Below are 16,364 nucleotides of genomic sequence, written 5' to 3'. Positions count from 1 at the left end.
TCTCCATTGGTGCCGCCAACCTCATGATCAACGGGGGTGGGTGGGGCGCGGCGGGGGTGGGGTGGGGTCAGGGCGGTGGAGGATGGGGAGGTGGGGGAGTTGTGGGACGTGATCGTGGTCGGGGCCGGGCCCGCGGGGGCGGCGGCGGCGCTCGGCGCTCGGCGGGCGGGGGCGGCGCGGGTGCTGCTGCTCGACCGGTACGACTTCCCGCGGGACAAGGCGTGCGGGGACGGCATCGCCGCGCACGCGCTGGACGTCCTCGCCGAGCTGGGCGTGACCGGGGCGGTCGACGGCTACCCGCCGCTGCCCGCGCTGCGCCTGGTCGGCCCCGGCGGCGGCACGGTGGCCCGGGCGCTGCCCCGGCCCGCGTACACGGTGCCCCGGCAGGTGTTCGACGCGCGGCTGGTGGCGGCGGCGACCGCGGCCGGGGCGGAGCTGCGCCGCCACACCGTACGCGAGGTGGAGGTGCGCGAGGACCGGGTGGTGCTCGACGGGGAACTGGCCGCCCGGGCGGTGGTCGGAGCGGACGGGGCCGGCTCGGTGCTGCGCCGGACCCTCGGCCACCCGGTGAACCCGGACCGGCACCTGGCACTCGCGATCCGGGGCTACGCCCCGGCCCGGCCGGGGCCGCCCGAGCAGCTCATCGTCACCTCGTCGCCGCGCTGGCCGGCGTACGCCTGGTCCTTCCCGATCGGTGACGGCCGGGCGAACGTCGGGTACGGGGAGGTGCTGCGCGGCGAGCCGCTGACCCGGGCGCACCTGCTGGACCGGCTGGCCGCCCTGCTCCCCGGCACCGACCCGGCGGCGGTGACCGACCTGCGCGCCCACCACCTGCCGCTCTCCACGCACCGGCCGGCGCCGGGGCGGGGCCGGGTGGTGCTGGCCGGCGACGCGCTCTCGCTGATCAATCCGTTCACCGGCGAGGGCATCTTCTACGCGCTGCGCTCCGGGGCCCTGGCCGGCGCCGCCGCGGCCGGCACCCCGGACTCGGCGGCCCGCCGGTACGCCGACGCGCTGCGCCGCCGGCTCGGCACCCACCTGCGGCACAGCTCGGTGGCGGCCTGGCTGGCCCGGCGCCGGTGGGTGGTGGACGCGGCGGTGCGCGCCGCCCGCCGGGACGACCGGGTCTACCGGACCGTGGTCGAGCTGGGGCTGGGTGACGGACGTCTCGACGCCCGCACCCTGGGCATGATCGGCTTCGGCCTCGCGCGGGCCGATACGGCACCGAGACACTGATCTTCCACGCGGGTCGCTACCCTGCAAGGTGATGACTCTGCGGAAACTCCTCTACTCCGTGTACGAGCGCCGGCTCACCGCGAAGCTCGCGGGCAAGCCGGTGCCCCGGCACGTCGGCGTGATGTGCGACGGCAACCGCAGATGGGCCCGGGAGATGGGCTTCGTCGACCCGAACGACGGCCACCGGATGGGCGCCGAGCGGATCAAGGAGCTGCTGCGCTGGTGCGACGCCGCCGGTGTCGGGCACGTCACGCTCTGGCTGCTCTCCACCGACAACCTCTCCCGGCCGGCCGCCGAGCTGGACCCGCTGCTCCAGATCATCGAGGACCTCACCACCGAGCTGGCCGAGGCGGGCAACCCCTGGCGCCTGCGGATGGTCGGCGCCCTCGACGTGCTCCCCGCGCAGCACGCCGCCGCGCTCAAGGCGGCCGAGGAGCGCACCCGGGAGCGCGGCGGCGGGGCGCAGGTCAACATCGCGGTCGGCTACGGCGGCCGGCGCGAGATCGCCGACGCGGTCCGCTCGCTGCTGCTGGAGCACGCCGCCACCGGCGGCACGGTCGAGGAGCTGGCCAACTCGATCGATGTCGACCACATCTCCGAGCACCTCTACACCAAGGGGCTGCCCGACCCGGATCTGATCATCCGGACCAGCGGCGAGCAGCGCCTCTCCGGCTTCATGCTCTGGCAGAGCGCGCACTCCGAGTTCTACTTCTGCGAACTCAACTGGCCCGACTTCCGCCGGGTCGACTTCCTCCGCGCCCTGCGCTCCTACGCCACCCGGCAGCGCCGCTACGGCGCCTGAGGGGCGCCGTCGGCCGGCGCACCCGGCAGGCACGCCGTCGGCCGGCGCACCCGGCAGGCACGCCGTCGGCCGGCGCACCCGGCAGGCACGCCGTCGGCCGGCGCACCCGGCAGGCACGCCCTCGGCAGGCACGCCCTCTGGGGCGCGGCCTCAGCGCAGGTGGGGAAGTGCCTCGGTGAGGAAGTCGCCGAGGGCGGCGGGGGAGTCGAGGGTGAGGTCGGCGGCGTCGGCGACCTCGTGGCCGGTCTCCGGGTTCGCCACCGCGACGCAGACGCCGAGGAACTGCGGGTCGGCGGCGGCCCGGGCGCGCAGCGCCGCGAACGCCTTGATGTCGGAGACGTCGTCGCCGAAGTACCAGGCGCCGCCGGCGTCCCGTACCGCCTCGCCGATGACCATGCCCTTGTCCCGGTCGACCGGGGGCTTCAGCTCCAGCACCATGCGCCCGGCCTGGCAGCGCAGGCCCAGCCGCTCGGCCCGCTCCCGGCCCCACTCCTGCACGAGGTCGCCGAGCTGCGGCGCGGTGCGCCAGTGCAGCGCGACGGAGAGCCGCTTGAACTCCACCAGGGCGCCGGGCGGCAACTCGGCGCGGGCCTGCTCGGCCAGTTCGGCCATGGTCGGCACCCAGGGCAGGGCGGCCGGCTCGGTGACCGTCTCGCCGCCGGAGTGGCTGTGCTCCAGGCCGTAGAGGCCGTACAGGTCGATGCCGGCGAGGCCGCCGAGGTGGTCGCGGAGGAACTCCACCGGGCGCGCGGAGACGATGGCGATCCGGCGTACCCGTGGGGCGAGCGCCTCCAGCGCGGCGAGCACCTTCGGCGCGGGCTGGACGGCGGTCGGGTCGTCGTCGACCGGCGCGAGGGTGCCGTCGAAGTCGAAGAAGAGCACCACGTCGGCCGCGCGGGCGGCGGTGGCGCGCCACGCGTGCTCGGCGTCCAACGGGGTCTTCGGCTGCTGGTTGCCCAGATTCAACGGCGGCACGCGCGACAGCGTACCCCGGTCACAGCGGCATATTCGTGGCCGAGATGTGACGCCGCAACGACGCGGAAGGTCAGCGTTCGGCGGCTCCCCGTCCCCGGCGCCCGAACGGCACCACGGCCGCTTCCTGCCCGTGGCTCAGCAGGTAGCCCTCCACGAAGCCGGTGTTCCGGTCGCCGGTGTGCGCCTCGATCTCGTTGAGCCGCGCCACCAGGAACTCGGTGAGCGCGCTGACCCGGTCGTTGAGCCGGTCGTGCAGTTCGGCGACGACGGCGAGGACCACCGCGGTGCCGGCCGTGGTGAGCGCGAAGAGATTGACGACCACGGGAAGCTGCCCGCCGTCCAGTACGCCGACCACCACGTTGCCGGTCACGCACGATGTCACCGACACCACCGCGACCACGACTGCCAACCATTTCAGGGTCATGGACAGACCCCTCCTTCTGTCCCGCAGGGCTGGGTTCGGCTGTGTCCCGTCCCCCCGCCGATGACGAGCCCCGAGCAGTACAAACAGGGACGCTAGCGCGTCCGATCCGAGCCTGGAGGGGATCGATCGGATCTGTCCGGCCGTTCTTTCGCCATTTGCGGAACTAAGTGGAGTGTCGTCTATCCGGCCTGTCTTCCTCGTTTTCCGGAATCGGCCGGGAGTGTCGGGCGGTAAGCGAGGTAGCGAATGGTTTCCCGGATGTGAAACTTCTCGGCGTCGGAGACGTTCGGGTCGACCAGCCGGCGCAGCAGCGCCTCGACGTCCGGGTCCATCGGCGGCGGGGTGGGGGTGGCGCGGGGGGCCGCCGTGCGGTCCCAGCCGAGCGCGGTGAACGCCGCCGCCGGGTTGAGCCCCAGGCCCTCGCAGAAGGCGACCACCCGCTCCGCCTCCGGGTCGCTGGCCCAGTCGCCGCGGACCCACCGGTTGATGGTCTGCCGGGAGACGCCGGTGCGCCGGGAGACCTCGGTGCCGCTCCAGGCCCGCGTGGCGCGCGCGTCCTCCAACGCGCGGCGGACGAAGGTGGCGAAGGCGATCTTCCGTGCGTTCGCGGTCTCGGTCACCCCGTGACGGTACGGCCAGTCGGTCTCGGCAGCTCGTCCCGGCACGCTGCTGTCACGCCGACGTGACGGTGATCCACGATTCTCGGTAAACGATCCAGCGCTGTTCCTGAGGGGTGTCACCCGGGCAGAATAGATGGACGCCAGTACGGCGGTAAACAGACGAAAAGCTGATACTGTCACGCTCATGAGACAACTTACGGTGTGTCACGTGCATGAGACGACGAGTGCTCACATGCGTCACTCCGCGGGTGTCGAGGGGGTCTCGTGACCGAGCTCGCGACCCGTGCGCAGGCCTTCGGCCTGATCGCGGAGGGGGTGACCGCCGGGCTGAGCGCCCCGTGGCGGCTCTATCTGGCCCGAGGCTGCCGCTACCTCTCCCTCAGCGTCGGTGACCGCGACGAGTGGAACGCGTGGCGGACCCACCTCGGCTGTCCCGAGCTGAGCGTCCGGGTCTACGACGCCGGCGGCGAGATCCGTCGGGCCTCGGTGGCCGAGGTGATCGTCGACGGTTGCCGGATCAGCGTCGAGCTGGTCGAGGAGGTCAGCACCGCCGATCTGGAGCGGCTGCTGGTCGTCGACCCCCTGCCCGGGGCGGACGAGCGATGAGCCCTTTTGTCGCCGTCGTGCTGGTCCTCGTGCTCGGCTCGACCTGCTACGCGGCGGGCCGGCTGCACGGCCAGCTCAGCTACCGGATCGGCTACCGGTTCGGCTACCGCCAGGGCTACTTCGACGGTGACCGCGGCGCCTGGAACCGGCGCCGACGGGACGCCCAGGCGGCGATCGCCTCGGCGCTGGCCGGCCCGGCCCCGACCGCGGTGAGCGCCCCGGCCGGGCGCAGCACACCGTTCGCCGGCACCGCCGTCCCCGCCGCGGTCACCGCCCGGGCCACGTCCGGCCCGGTCCTGCGGACCGCCGCGACCGCCCAGCTCGGCGGCCTGGCCACCCGCCAGGGCACCACGTACACCGGCTCGTCGTTCGGCACGGCCGGCGGCGGGACGCGGACCGGGACCCTGGTCCGGCGGCAGGGCTGAGGTCCGCCCAGACGCGGTGTGCCGTCCGCGGCGGACGCGCACCGTCGGAGCCGTCGTCAGACCGGTGACGGCGGCTCCGCCGGCCGGGATGCGCGCAGGGGGCATGCATCCCGGCCGGTTCCGCCGCGCGCCGTTCATCTCCCGTGTACGTGTGATCCACTGGCACCACTAGCCGACCGGGCCCGGGGCCACTAGCGTCTAGGCATGGCACGGGGTTTTCCCGGGCCAGCCGGACAGCCCGGACCTGCGACCTCGCGCACGGGGCCCGCATCCGACCCCGTGTCCCCCGGGCACCGGAAGAGGCGGAACTCGGGTGGCCGGGTGCCCATCCGCGGAGCAGGCCTGTGACCACTCGCCGTACCCCCGCCGCTGCCGATCAGACCCCGGCCGCGACCGCCACGACCCGCCGGACCACCCGCAGCCGCCGCACGGCCGCCGCGTCCGCCGGCACCGAGGAGCCCCGACCAGCCGGCCAGGCCTTCGTCCTGGACACCTCGGTCCTCCTCTCCGACCCCGCAGCGTTCCACCGCTTCGCCGAGCACGAGGTGGTGCTGCCGCTGGTGGTGATCTCCGAGCTGGAGGGCAAGCGCCACCACCCCGAGCTGGGCTGGTTCGCCCGGCAGTCGCTGCGCATGCTGGACGAGCTGCGGGTGAGGCACGGTCGGCTGGACCGGCCGGTGCCCGCCAACGACCAGGGCGGCACCCTCCGGGTGGAGCTGAACCACACCGACGACGGGGTGCTGCCGCCCGGGTTCCGGAACGAGTCGAACGACGCCCGGATCCTCTCCGTGGCGCTCAACCTCGCCGCCGAGGGGCGCGAGGTCACGCTGGTCAGCAAGGACATGCCGCTGCGGGTGAAGGCGGCCTCGGTCGGCCTGCGGGCCGACGAGTACCGGCACGGTCAGGCGAGCGACCCGACCTGGACCGGGATGGCCGAGCTGGAGCTGGCCGAGGAGGAGGTCGGTCGGCTGTACGCGGGGGAGACGCTCGACCTCGACGCCGCGGCGGGCCTGCCCTGCCACACCGGCCTGGTGCTGCACTCGGCGCGGGGCTCGGCGCTCGGTCGGGTGCTGCCGGACAAGACCGTCCGGCTGGTGCGTGGCGACCGGGAGGCGTTCGGCGTGCACGGCCGCTCGGCGGAGCAGCGGGTCGCGCTCGACCTGCTCCTGGACGAGTCGATCGGCATCGTCTCGCTCGGCGGCCGGGCCGGCACCGGCAAGTCCGCCCTGGCGCTCTGCGCCGGCCTGGAGGCGGTGATGGAGCGCCGCCGGCACAAGAAGGTCGTCGTGTTCCGCCCGTTGTACGCGGTCGGCGGCCAGGAGCTGGGCTACCTGCCCGGCTCCGAGTCGGAGAAGATGTCGCCCTGGGCCCAGGCCGTCTTCGACACCCTCGGCTCGGTGGTGCACGAGAACGTGCTGGAGGAGGTCACCTCGCGGGGCCTGCTGGAGGTCCTGCCGCTGACCCACATCCGCGGCCGGAGCCTGCACGACGCCTTCGTCATCGTCGACGAGGCGCAGTCGCTGGAGCGCGGGGTCCTGCTCACCGTGCTGTCCCGGATCGGTCAGGGCTCGCGGGTGGTGCTCACCCACGACGTGGCCCAGCGGGACAACCTCCGGGTCGGGCGGCACGACGGGGTCACCGCGGTGATCGAGGCGCTGAAGGGTCATCACCTCTTCGCGCACGTCACCCTCAGCCGTTCGGAGCGTTCTCCCATCGCCGCGATGGTCACCGATCTGTTGGAGGACATCCCGCTCTGAGGCTGAGGTTTGCCCGTATTTGACGGCATTCGCCTTGTGGCGCAGATCACATTCGGCGTCCTTGGTTTCCCATCGGCCTCACTGTGCGCAATGGTGTCCATCGAGCGTCCCCGCATCACCAAGATCGTTGAGCATCGTTCGCCACAGCAGTGCGAATGAGCCACGAGCACCGGTGCGTCGGCTGCGACCGCGAGGGTCGGGGCGCTCACGGCGCCGGCGCGGCCGATCCAGGGCCACGCGTCGCGCCGTGTCCTTGCCCCCGACGAAAGGGACACTTCGTGAGTCGGCTGTGGAGCCGGTTCGGCGCCCGTACGGCCGCTGTCGCACTGCTCTCCGTGGGCGTCGCCGGTGGCTTCTACCTGGGTGAAGACCGACAGACCCAGCAACAGGGCCTGACCGCGCAGGTCGGCCTGGAGGTCGACCGGACGGAGTACGCGTACCAGCGCGACCGCCAGGCGGACCACCGCCTGGAGTCGGCCAAGCAGCGGGCCGCCGAGTACCAGGCGAAGCTGCGCGCCGCTGCGGCGGCCAAGGAGGCCGCCGAGCGAGCCAAGGAGGCCGAGGCGGCGGCCGCGTCCCGCAAGAAGGAGCGGGAGGCCGCGGAGAAGGCGGCGGCCAAGCCGTACGACGGGCCGATCCCGGCCTCCTGCGAGGAGTTCAGCGGCAACCGACGGATCGGTTGCGCGCTCATGCTCGACGAGGGCTTCGGCATCGACCAGTTCCCCTGTCTGGACAAGCTCTGGACCAAGGAGAGCGGCTGGAACCACAAGGCCTACAACGAGGGGTCCGGCGCGTACGGCATCCCGCAGGCCCTGCCGGGCAGCAAGATGGGCTCGGTGGCGGACGACTGGAAGACCAACCCGGCCACCCAGATCAAGTGGGGCCTCGGCTACATCGAGGGCCGCTACGACGACCCGTGCGGCGCCTGGGCCCACTCGCAGAGCACCGGCTGGTACTGATCGGACACCGACGGCGGGGCGTGCGGAGATTCGCACGCTCCGCCGTCGTCGTGTCGCGGCTCGGGTGGCGGTGCGCCCCGATTGCTGATAGCTGTTGACGGGTGACCTGGCATGACGGCCCGACGGGCGGCGACCCCCACCGGTTCGGCACCGAGGCGTTCTACGCCGCGCTCGGCCGCGCCTTCGTCGCCATGTGCGCGGTCGTGCCGGTGCTGTTCCTCGTCGAGGCCGTCGACGTCGGCCTGCGCGCCGACCTCGACGTCACCGCCGGCATCATCCCGCACCGCATCCAGGGGCTGGACGGCATCTTCTTCTCGCCGTTCCTGCACGCCGGCTGGAACCACCTCTACAGCAACAGCATCCCGCTGATCCTGCTCGGCACCTTCGTGCTGGCCGCCGGCACCCGCCGGTTCCTCTGGTCCACGCTGGTGATCATCCTGGTCAGCGGCCTGGGGGTGTGGTTCACCGGCTCGCCCAACTCGGTGGTGGTCGGCGCGAGCGGGGTGATCTTCGGCTACCTCGGCATCCTGCTCACCCGCGGCATCGTCGAGCGGAGCTGGTGGAACTTCGCCGTGGTGCTCCTGGTCGGCCTGCTCTACGGCTGGCAGTTGCTCGGCATCCTCCCCACCGACGAGCGCATCTCCTGGCAGGGGCACCTGTTCGGGCTGCTCGGCGGTGTCGTCGCGGCGATCCTGTTCCGCCGCCGCCGGGCGGAGGTCGCGGGCGGGGACTCGCTCGGGTCACCCCCGGTCACGCTGCCCTGACGGCACGCCCACCGGCCGGCGGGACGTGCTTGCCCGCGGCCACCGGCCCGCCTACCGTCGGGATCAGCACGCGTTGATCCCTTGGCGAAAGTGACGGTACGCCATGCGCGAGGTCGATGTCGCCGTGATCGGGGCCGGTCCCGCGGGGCTGTTCGCCGCCTACTACGCCGGGTTTCGCGGGCTCTCCGTGGCCGTGATCGACGCGCTGCCCGAGCCGGGTGGCCAGGTCACCGCCATGTACCCGGAGAAGCTCATCCTCGACGTGGCCGGGTTCCCCGCCATCAAGGGGCGGGAGCTGGTCGCCAACCTGGTCGCCCAGGCCGCGCCCTTCCGCCCGGACTACCTGCTCGGGGTGCGCGCGGAGAAGCTGTCGTACCTGGACGGGCGGCCGGTGCTCGGGCTGGCCGGTGGCGACCAGCTGCGCTGCGGCGCGGTGCTGGTCACCGGTGGGCTCGGCAGCTTCACGCCCCGGCCGCTGCCGGTGGCGGACAGCTTCGTGGGCGCCGGGATCGTCTACTTCGTACCGCAGCCGACCGAGCTGACCGGCCGGGACGTGCTCATCGTGGGGGGCGGCGACTCGGCGTTCGACTGGGCGGTGACGCTGGCCCCGATCGCCCGCTCGGTGACCCTGGTGCACCGGCGGGACCGGTTCCGCGCGCACGCCTCGACCGTCGACCGGGTGCGCGCCCTGCCGGTGCGGATCGTGGTCAACGCCGAGGTGAGCCGGCTGTACGGGGACGACCGGGTCACGGGCGCCGAGCTGACCGTACGCGGCGGCGCGGTGGAGACCCTCCCGGTGGACACCGTGGTGGCCGCGCTCGGGTTCACCGCCGACCTGGGCCCGCTCGCCGAGTGGGGGCTGAACCTGGACCGGCGGCACATCGTCGTCGACAGCGCGATGGCCACCAACCTGCCCCGGGTCTTCGCGGCCGGGGACATCACCGACTACCCGGGCAAGGTCCGGCTGATCGCCACCGGTTTCGGCGAAGCGGCCACCGCGATCAACAACGCGGCGGTCGTCATCGACCCGACCGCGCACCTCTTCCCCGGCCACTCGTCCGACGGCACCTGACCGGCTCCGGCGGGCTCAGGCGGCGGGCAGGCCGATCAGGTCGGCCATGAGCCCGGTCTGGTGGTCGAAGTACTCGTCGCGGTGCGGCAGCATCCGGTTGATCCGGCCGAACAGCTCGAAGCTGATCAGCCCGAAGAGCTGGGTCCAGCCTGCCATGCCCCGGGCCAGCAGGGCGGGCGGCAGGTCCACGTCGATCAGGGCACCCAGCGCGGCCACGTCCGACCGCAGCGGTTCGGGCAGGTCCTCGCCCAACGGGGTGAGCAGTCCGGCGGCCACCCCGTCGCGGAGGATGCCGACCAGGGTCACCGGGGGCCGCGATGCCGGCGCCACGGTGTCGTCCGGGGCCGCGTAGCCGGGGACGGGGCTGCCGTAGATCAGGGCGTACTCGGCGGGGTGGGCCAGCGCCCAGGCCCGGGCGGCCCGGCACACGGCGTGCCAGCGCCCGCGCAGGTCGGTCCGGTCGACGCCGGCGTCGGCCTCCTCCACCGCGTCGCCGAGCGCACCGTACGCCTCGAGGATCAGCGCGGTGAGCAGGTCGTCGCGGCTGGGGAAGTAGCGGTAGATCGCCGAGGAGACCATGCCCATGTCCCGGGCGACCGCGCGGAGCGAGAGGTTCGCACCGTCGGTGGCCAGGTGGCGGCGGGCGACCGCCTTGATCTCTTCGATCATGCCGGCGCGGACCCGGGCGCGGAGCGAGGGAGCGACCATGCCCCCACTCTGCCACGGAAGAGAGCGGCAATCAAAACCGAGAGCACTGCTCTTGACGGAATCCGCTGGGATCGGTCATGCTCTGTTGCGAGAGCGCTGCTCTCGAATTGGATCCCCGCTTCGAAGGGTGGCCCCTCATGGCCCTGCACGTGATCGTCGGCGCCGGACCCGTCGGCACCGCCACCGCCCGCCTCCTCGCCGAGCGCGGCGACCGGGTGCGGGTGGTGACCCGGCGCGGCACCGGCCCCGCCCACCCCGCCGTCGAGCGCATCGCCGCCGACGCCGCCGACGCGGACCGGCTGACCGCGCTGACCGAGGGGGCGGCGGCCCTGTACAACTGCGCCAACCCGGCGTACCACCGGTGGCCGCTGGACTGGCCGCCGCTGGCCGCCGCGCTGCTCACCGCCGCCGAGCGGACCGGCGCCGTCCTCGCCACCGTCGGCAACCTCTACGGGTACGGCCCGGTCGACGGTCCGATGACCGAGGCGACCCCGCTCGCCGCGACCGGCGTCAAGGGGCGGGTCCGCAACCGGATGTGGGCCGACGCGCTCGCCGCGCACCGGGCCGGCCGGGCCCGGATCACCGAGGTACGCGGCTCCGACTACCTCGGCGCGGACGGGACCTCGCTGGCCATGATGGTGCTGCCCCGGGTGCTCGCCGGGCGGCGGGCGTTCCTGCCGGTCGACTGGGACGCCCCGCACACGTGGACGTACATTCCCGACGTCGCCCGTACCCTGGTCGCCGCCGCGACCGACGAGCGGGCCTGGGGGCGGGCCTGGCACGTGCCCAGCGCGCCCGCCGTGTCCATGCGGGACCTGGCCGGCCGCGCGGCGGCCCTGGTCGGCGCGCCCGCGCCGCGGCTGACCCGGATGCCGTACCCGGTGCTCTGGCTCGGCGGGGTGGCCAACCCGTTCGTCCGGGAACTGCGGGAGACCGCCTACCAGTTCGACCGGCCCTACGTGCTGGACTCGACGGCCGCCACCGCGAGCCTGGGCATCGAGGCGACGCCGCTGGACCGGGCCGTCAAGGAGACGGTGGCGGCGCTGCGCGGTTGACCGGCCGCGGGGGCGGCCCGACCGCGGCGATCAGCACCGCGACCATGGTCAGCGCCGCCCCCAGCAGGGTGGTCGGCGTGGGGTGCGAGGCGGCGGTGGGCAGCAGCACGTCCAGCAGGACGGCGCCGACGACCTGACCGGCGATCGTGGCCAGGCCGAGCAGCAGCACGCCGGTGAACCGGACGATGGCGGCGGCCAGCGCGATGAACACGATGCCGATGGGGCCGCCCACGTAGAGCCACGGCTCGGCCGGGAAACCGCCGGCCGGGCGGCCCCGGACCGCGACCTCCACCGCGAAGGTGGCGAGCAGCGCCACCGTGCCGACGGTGAAGTTGACCAGGGTGGCCGTCATGGCGCTGCCGGACGCCCCGCGGACCCGGCCGTTCACCGCCTGCTGCCAGGCGATGCCCACCCCGGCCGCCAGCGGCAGCAGGGCCAGCGCCAGGGCGCCCGGGTCGCCGAGCCGGTCGCCCACCGCCAGCAGCACGGCCACCACGGTGAGCACCGCGCCGACCAGCCGGTTCGGGGTGACCGGCTGCCGCCCCATCGGGCCGATGCCGGCCCGGTCGACCAGCAGGCTGCTGCCGGACTGCCCGGCCACCACGGCGACCGTGAACACGGCCACGCCGAGGGTGCCGATGGTCAGCCCCTGGGTGGCGACCAGGAAGGCGCCGCAGACCCCGCCGAGACACTGCCAGGGCCGAAGCGAGCCGGCCCGGAGCGCGGCGCGCAGGGCGGCCAGCCCCCGCCGGCCGCCCGGGGTGGCGGGGACCAGCACCAGCAGGATCAGCAGGCCCACGCCGAACGAGACCACCGCGGCGGCGATCCCGTCGGCCAGCCGTACGCCGAGTTCACCGTTGATCCGGGACTGGACGGCCACCGCGACCCCCGAGGCGGTGGCCAGCCCGGTGCCGGCGACCCGCCGCGTGGTCGACAGCGCCGGGGGCGCCGCCGTCCCGGTCGCGGTCACTCCTGCTCGGCCAGGGGGCGCCCGTCGAAGTCGACCGCCGAGTAGAGCGCCAGCTTCTCCAGCCGGTGGTAGGAGTCGATCACCCGGATCGTGCCGCTCTTCGAGCGCATCACGATCGACTGGGTGTACGCCCCGCCCGCCCGGTAGCGCACGCCACGCAGCAGGTCACCGGAGGTGACGCCGGTGGCCACGAAGAAGCAGTTGTCGCCGGTGACCAGGTCGTCGGTGAAGAGCACCCGGTCCAGGTCGTGCCCGGCGGCCAGCGCCTTCTCCCGCTCCTCGGCGTCCTTGGGCCAGAGCTTGGCCTGCATCATGCCGCCCATGCACTTCAGCGCGCAGGCCGCGGTGATGCCCTCCGGGGTGCCGCCGATGCCCATCAGCACGTCGACATCCGACTCGCCCCGGGCCGCCGCGATGGCGCCGGCGATGTCGCCGTCGGAGATGAACCGGATGCCCGCCCCGGTTCGTCGGATCTGCTTCACCAGGTCGTCGTGGCGCGACCGGTCCAGCACGCAGACCGTCACCTCGGCGGGGTCGGTGCCCTTGACCTTGGCGATCCGGCGGATGTTCTCGCCCACCCCGGCGTTGATGTCGACCACGTCGGCGTACATCGGGCCGACGGCGAGCTTCTCCATGTAGAAGACGGCGCTCGGGTCGAACATCGCGCCCCGCTCGGCCACCGCGAGCACGGCGAGCGCGTTGGGCATGCCCTTGCTCATGAGCGTGGTGCCGTCGATCGGGTCGACCGCCACGTCCACCTCGGGACCGGTCCCGTCGCCGACCTCCTCGCCGTTGAAGAGCATCGGGGCGTTGTCCTTCTCGCCCTCGCCGATCACCACGACACCGCGCATCGGGATCGAGTTGATCAGCTTGCGCATGGCGTCGACCGCGGCTCCGTCGCCGCCCTCCTTGTCGCCCCGGCCGACCCAGCGGCCGGCGGCCATGGCCGCGGCCTCGGTCACCCGGACCAGATCGAGGGCGAGATTGCGGTCGAGATCCTGCGGGGTCCGCGTCCTGGTGGTTGTCATGACGGCTTCCTCCTCGCGACGTTGCGGGGTGGACCGGCGGGATGCGGCCGTCGCCGCCGCCGGCTTTGTCGCTGATCCTCACACGATCTCAGGTTCGACGCCGGAGCGGGGCGGAGGAGGCCAGGATCACGTCACCCGGACGGCTGCGAGAATGGCCGGGTGGAACCCGCACAGCCTGCCGACCGCGTACCGACCGACGCCACCCCGCCCGACGGCCAGCCGCCGGTGCGGCCGGACGCCTCGGCGACCCCGCCGGCCGGGGAACCGGCCCTGGTCGAGCCGACCGGGGCCGCGCCGCTGACCGACGCCGGTGAGCAGCCCGCGCCGCCCCCGCGGAAGGAGAAGGCCAGGTCCGAGCGGTCGCCGAAGGACATGGCGCTGTCGCTGCTGGTGCTGCTGGTCCCGATCGCCCTGCTGCTCGCCTTCTACCGGGGCTTCCTCGGCGGGGACGAGCCGGTCACCGTCGACCCGGCGCCCGCCGTCGAGCAGGCCCGGGCGGCCAACGCCTTCCCGGTCGCCGAGCCGCGGGGGCTGGGCTCCGACTGGCGTACGGTCAGCGCCCGCTACCAGGCCGAGCCCGGCGGCGGAACGCTGCGCATCGGCTACCTGACCCCGGAGGGCCGGGGCGCGCAGCTGGTGGAGAGCAACGTGCCGGCGGAGAAGCTGCTGCCGGCCGAGCTGAGCGGCGGCCAGCCGCAGGGCCCGGCCGACCTGCCCGGCGGCGCGAGCTGGCAGCGGTACACCGCGCGCGGCAACGAGCAGGCCCTCGTCCTGCTGGAGCCGAACCGCACGGTGCTCGTGGTCGGTGACGCCGGGGAGGCGGAGCTGCGCGAGCTGGCCACCGCCCTGCGCTGACCCGCTCCCGTCGCCGCGCCCCCGGGGCAGGCATCGGTCCGCTACGCTGCCCGGGCCCGACAAACCGGTACGCGTGACGCGTCCCGGACAGCAACCGGAAAGAGATTGACGTGAACCTTCGACGCTGGAGCGTCGGCGTACTCGCCGCCGCCCTGTTCGTGCCCGGTCTGGCCGCTTGCAAGACCGAGGCCGACTCGCCGACCGCCGACAGCAAGTCCAGCGCCCCGGCGGTGCCCGCGGACCCGAAGGAGGCGCTCGCCGCCTCCACCAAGGAGATCCAGAAGGGCAACTTCAGCTTCTCGATCAAGGGTGGCGAGTTCAACGGGGACGGCAAGGTCCACATGCCGTCCAAGAGCGCCGAGATGAAGATGTCCAGCGGCGCGACCGCCGCCGACGACATCTCGATGGCCATGCACATGGTGTTCATCGACACCGACAGCTGGCTCAAGCTCGACCTGGACGGCGCGATGGCCGACGCCATCCCGGGCTTCAAGGCGACCAAGGGCAAGTACCAGCACCTGGACCGCACCAAGGTCAAGGACGCGGGCGAGCTGGACTTCGACTTCAGCGACGTGGACCCGGCCGGCAGCGACAAGATGGTCAAGGCGATCACCGACGTCAAGAAGACCGGCGAGGGCACCTACGAGGGCACCATCGACGCCACCAAGGCCGCCGACTCGGACCTGCTCGACGCCGAGACCGTCAAGGCCCTCGGCACCAAGGCCAGCGCCGTGCCGTTCACCGCGAAGCTCGACGCGCAGGGCCGGCTGACCGAGTTCGCCGTGCAGGTGCCGGCCGCCGGCGCCGCCGAGGCGCAGACCGTGACCGTCACCTACGCCGACTACGGCACCGCCACCCCGGTGCAGGCCCCGCCGGCCGCCCAGGTCGTCGAGGCGCCCGCCAGCCTCTACGACATGTTCAAGGGCTGATCCTCCAGCGGTCGGGGGCGGTTCGCGCCGTCCCCGGCCGCCGCTTCCGGTGCCCTTCCGCACCGGGCCGGGATTGCGGAACACCGCTTCAGGGAACAGAAGGGGGCACGAGCCCGCCGGGGCCGACCACACCGGCCGGACGGGGCTCGTGCGCCGGAGCCGGCGTCCGGGCTGCGGCGCCCGACTCCGGCACCTCCGTGGGCCGGACGACCCACCTGGAGAGGTTTGACGTGAAGATTCGACGCTTCAGCGCCACCGCGTTCGCCGCGGCGCTGCTCATTCCCGGCCTGGCCGCGTGCAACGACAACGGAACCGTCGGCACGGGCGCGTCCGCCACCCCGGCCGCCTCCGGCAGCATCGCCCCGAGCGGCACCCCCGGCGGCGACGCCAAGCAGGCCCTGCTCGACTCCACCAACGCGATCCGCGACGGGAACTTCCGGTTCACCATGGCCGGCGCCGGCTCCACCGCCGAGGGGCAGGTGCACGAGCCCACCCAGAGCGCCGAGATGCGGATGACCATCGGCGACCCGTCGTCGGACCTGATGATGAAGCTGGACCTGATCCACTACAAGCCGGACAGCTGGGTCAAGCTGGAGCTGGGCGGCAAGGCCGCCGCCAGCGTGCCCGGGCTGAAGAACCTCAATCTCGGCAAGTACCAGCACCTGGACCAGACCCGCATCCAGGGCAACCGGGCGCTGGGCTTCGACTTCGACCAGGTCGACCCGGCCGGCAGCGCGGTGCTGACCCAGGGCATCACCGAGGTCCGGCAGACCGGCGACGGCGCGTACGCGGGCACCGTCGACGTGTCGAAGGCGGCCGAGGCCGGCTCGCTCGACCCGGCCGTGATCACCGCGCTCGGCGCGCAGGCCCAGTCGGTGCCGTTCACCGCGAAGGTCGACCCGCAGGGCCGGCTCAGCGAGCTGGTGCTCCAGATCCCGGCCGCCGGGCAGAGCGCCGCGCAGGACGTGAAGATCACCTACACGGACTACGGAAACGCCGCGGCCGCGCAGAAGCCCCCGGCCGACCAGGTCGTCGAGGCGCCGGCGGAGTTCTACAACCTGTTCAAGTGACAGCGTGCCGGCGGGGCGGCTCCGGCCGCCCCATGCGCGGCCGCACCTCCATCCCCGGCCTGTACGCGTGCGGCGAGGTCGCCTGCACCGGCGTGCACGGCGCCAACCG

At 73.6% G+C, this 16,364-nt stretch carries 18 protein-coding genes and 1 pseudogene; 13 read left to right on the top strand and 6 right to left on the bottom strand.

The features are described from left to right. Positions 1-99 precede the first annotated feature (99 nt). Together ABZV78_RS16720 and ABZV78_RS16715 are read left to right on the top strand one after the other, a co-directional pair. The gene (locus ABZV78_RS16720) at positions 100-1,236 is read left to right on the top strand and encodes a geranylgeranyl reductase family protein (RefSeq protein ID WP_355639462.1); all 1,137 of its coding nucleotides are present in this window, start codon (positions 100-102) and stop codon (positions 1,234-1,236) included. 31 nt (positions 1,237-1,267) lie between these two features. Then, the gene (locus ABZV78_RS16715) at positions 1,268-2,038 is read left to right on the top strand and encodes an isoprenyl transferase (protein WP_355639411.1); all 771 of its coding nucleotides are present in this window, start codon (positions 1,268-1,270) and stop codon (positions 2,036-2,038) included. 150 nt (positions 2,039-2,188) lie between these two features. Here the strand turns inward: ABZV78_RS16715 and otsB are convergent, their stop codons facing one another. The 3 genes from otsB to ABZV78_RS16700 all read right to left on the bottom strand — a co-directional run bounded on the left by otsB (position 2,189) and on the right by ABZV78_RS16700 (position 4,057). Continuing rightward, positions 2,189-3,013 (bottom strand): trehalose-phosphatase, encoded by an 825-nt coding sequence (otsB, locus tag ABZV78_RS16710; protein ID WP_355639409.1) that lies wholly within the window; start codon positions 3,011-3,013, stop codon positions 2,189-2,191. A 70-nt stretch (positions 3,014-3,083) separates the two neighbouring features. After that, positions 3,084-3,437 (bottom strand): hypothetical protein, encoded by a 354-nt coding sequence (locus tag ABZV78_RS16705; RefSeq protein ID WP_355639407.1) that lies wholly within the window; start codon positions 3,435-3,437, stop codon positions 3,084-3,086. Between the two features lie 179 nt (positions 3,438-3,616). Further along, on the bottom strand, positions 3,617-4,057 hold the full coding sequence (locus tag ABZV78_RS16700; protein ID WP_355639405.1) for a helix-turn-helix transcriptional regulator: 441 nt from the start codon (positions 4,055-4,057) through the stop codon (positions 3,617-3,619). Between the two features lie 264 nt (positions 4,058-4,321). Here ABZV78_RS16700 and ABZV78_RS16695 point away from each other — a divergent pair, with 264 nt between their 5' ends. From ABZV78_RS16695 to ABZV78_RS16670, 6 genes are all read left to right on the top strand, one after another. Then, positions 4,322-4,663 (top strand): hypothetical protein, encoded by a 342-nt coding sequence (locus ABZV78_RS16695; RefSeq protein ID WP_355639403.1) that lies wholly within the window; start codon positions 4,322-4,324, stop codon positions 4,661-4,663. Beyond that, the gene (locus ABZV78_RS16690; protein WP_355639401.1) at positions 4,660-5,088 is read left to right on the top strand and encodes a hypothetical protein; all 429 of its coding nucleotides are present in this window, start codon (positions 4,660-4,662) and stop codon (positions 5,086-5,088) included. Before ABZV78_RS16695 ends, ABZV78_RS16690 begins: the two co-directional genes overlap by 4 nt. Before the next feature lie 344 nt (positions 5,089-5,432). After that, positions 5,433-6,845, top strand: coding sequence for a PhoH family protein (locus tag ABZV78_RS16685; RefSeq protein WP_355639399.1), 1,413 nt, complete (start codon positions 5,433-5,435; stop codon positions 6,843-6,845). Positions 6,846-7,123: 278 nt separating this feature from the next. After that, positions 7,124-7,804, top strand: a complete 681-nt coding sequence (locus ABZV78_RS16680) for a lytic transglycosylase domain-containing protein (RefSeq protein ID WP_355639397.1) — start codon at positions 7,124-7,126, stop codon at positions 7,802-7,804. Positions 7,805-7,905: 101 nt separating this feature from the next. Beyond that, positions 7,906-8,568: a rhomboid family intramembrane serine protease gene (locus ABZV78_RS16675; RefSeq protein WP_355639395.1), complete on the top strand. Its 663-nt coding sequence runs from the start codon at positions 7,906-7,908 to the stop codon at positions 8,566-8,568. A 103-nt stretch (positions 8,569-8,671) separates the two neighbouring features. Next, positions 8,672-9,640, top strand: a complete 969-nt coding sequence (locus ABZV78_RS16670) for an NAD(P)/FAD-dependent oxidoreductase (protein ID WP_355639393.1) — start codon at positions 8,672-8,674, stop codon at positions 9,638-9,640. 15 nt (positions 9,641-9,655) lie between these two features. On the opposite strand, the gene ABZV78_RS16665 is transcribed toward ABZV78_RS16670, so the two are convergent. Further along, on the bottom strand, positions 9,656-10,348 hold the full coding sequence (locus ABZV78_RS16665) for a TetR/AcrR family transcriptional regulator (protein ID WP_355639391.1): 693 nt from the start codon (positions 10,346-10,348) through the stop codon (positions 9,656-9,658). A gap of 137 nt (positions 10,349-10,485) precedes the next feature. Here ABZV78_RS16665 and ABZV78_RS16660 point away from each other — a divergent pair, with 137 nt between their 5' ends. After that, positions 10,486-11,403, top strand: a complete 918-nt coding sequence (locus ABZV78_RS16660) for an NAD-dependent epimerase/dehydratase family protein (protein WP_355639389.1) — start codon at positions 10,486-10,488, stop codon at positions 11,401-11,403. Here ABZV78_RS16660 and ABZV78_RS16655 read toward each other — a convergent pair. Both ABZV78_RS16655 and glpX read right to left on the bottom strand, forming a co-directional pair. Next, positions 11,372-12,340 carry a DMT family transporter gene (locus ABZV78_RS16655; RefSeq protein ID WP_355639461.1) on the bottom strand — a complete coding sequence of 323 codons (969 nt, stop codon included), beginning with the start codon at positions 12,338-12,340 and terminating at the stop codon, positions 11,372-11,374. The genes ABZV78_RS16660 and ABZV78_RS16655 overlap by 32 nt on opposite strands. 29 nt (positions 12,341-12,369) lie before the next feature. Next, positions 12,370-13,401 (bottom strand): class II fructose-bisphosphatase, encoded by a 1,032-nt coding sequence (gene glpX, locus ABZV78_RS16650; RefSeq protein WP_355639387.1) that lies wholly within the window; start codon positions 13,399-13,401, stop codon positions 12,370-12,372. A gap of 159 nt (positions 13,402-13,560) precedes the next feature. Between glpX and ABZV78_RS16645 the strand changes: the two genes are divergently transcribed. The 4 genes and pseudogenes from ABZV78_RS16645 to ABZV78_RS16630 form a co-directional block, all read left to right on the top strand. Then, the gene (locus ABZV78_RS16645; protein ID WP_355639385.1) at positions 13,561-14,256 is read left to right on the top strand and encodes a DUF4245 family protein; all 696 of its coding nucleotides are present in this window, start codon (positions 13,561-13,563) and stop codon (positions 14,254-14,256) included. Positions 14,257-14,366: 110 nt separating this feature from the next. Then, the gene (locus ABZV78_RS16640) at positions 14,367-15,185 is read left to right on the top strand and encodes a hypothetical protein (RefSeq protein WP_355639383.1); all 819 of its coding nucleotides are present in this window, start codon (positions 14,367-14,369) and stop codon (positions 15,183-15,185) included. Between the two features lie 230 nt (positions 15,186-15,415). Continuing rightward, on the top strand, positions 15,416-16,255 hold the full coding sequence (locus ABZV78_RS16635) for a hypothetical protein (protein ID WP_355639381.1): 840 nt from the start codon (positions 15,416-15,418) through the stop codon (positions 16,253-16,255). A gap of 32 nt (positions 16,256-16,287) precedes the next feature. After that, positions 16,288-16,364 (top strand): annotated as a pseudogene (locus ABZV78_RS16630) (FAD-binding protein); the annotation flags it as partial.

Origin of the sequence: Micromonospora sp. NPDC004540, assembly GCF_040610095.1 — a bacterium.
GTDB lineage: Bacteria > Actinomycetota > Actinomycetes > Mycobacteriales > Micromonosporaceae > Micromonospora.
This window is presented reverse-complemented; position numbering and strand designations above follow the sequence as displayed.

What these genes read in the sequence shown, in the direction of transcription:
- ABZV78_RS16670 (WP_355639393.1), top strand. Translation starts at nt 8,672, where the DNA reads ATGCGCGAGGTCGATGTCGCCGTGATCGGGGCCGGTCCCGCGGGGCTG.
- glpX (WP_355639387.1), bottom strand. Translation starts at nt 13,401, where the DNA reads ATGACAACCACCAGGACGCGGACCCCGCAGGATCTCGACCGCAATCTC.
- ABZV78_RS16665 (WP_355639391.1), bottom strand. Translation starts at nt 10,348, where the DNA reads ATGGTCGCTCCCTCGCTCCGCGCCCGGGTCCGCGCCGGCATGATCGAA.
- ABZV78_RS16690 (WP_355639401.1), top strand. Translation starts at nt 4,660, where the DNA reads ATGAGCCCTTTTGTCGCCGTCGTGCTGGTCCTCGTGCTCGGCTCGACC.
- ABZV78_RS16705 (WP_355639407.1), bottom strand. Translation starts at nt 3,437, where the DNA reads ATGACCCTGAAATGGTTGGCAGTCGTGGTCGCGGTGGTGTCGGTGACA.
- ABZV78_RS16715 (WP_355639411.1), top strand. Translation starts at nt 1,268, where the DNA reads ATGACTCTGCGGAAACTCCTCTACTCCGTGTACGAGCGCCGGCTCACC.
- ABZV78_RS16660 (WP_355639389.1), top strand. Translation starts at nt 10,486, where the DNA reads ATGGCCCTGCACGTGATCGTCGGCGCCGGACCCGTCGGCACCGCCACC.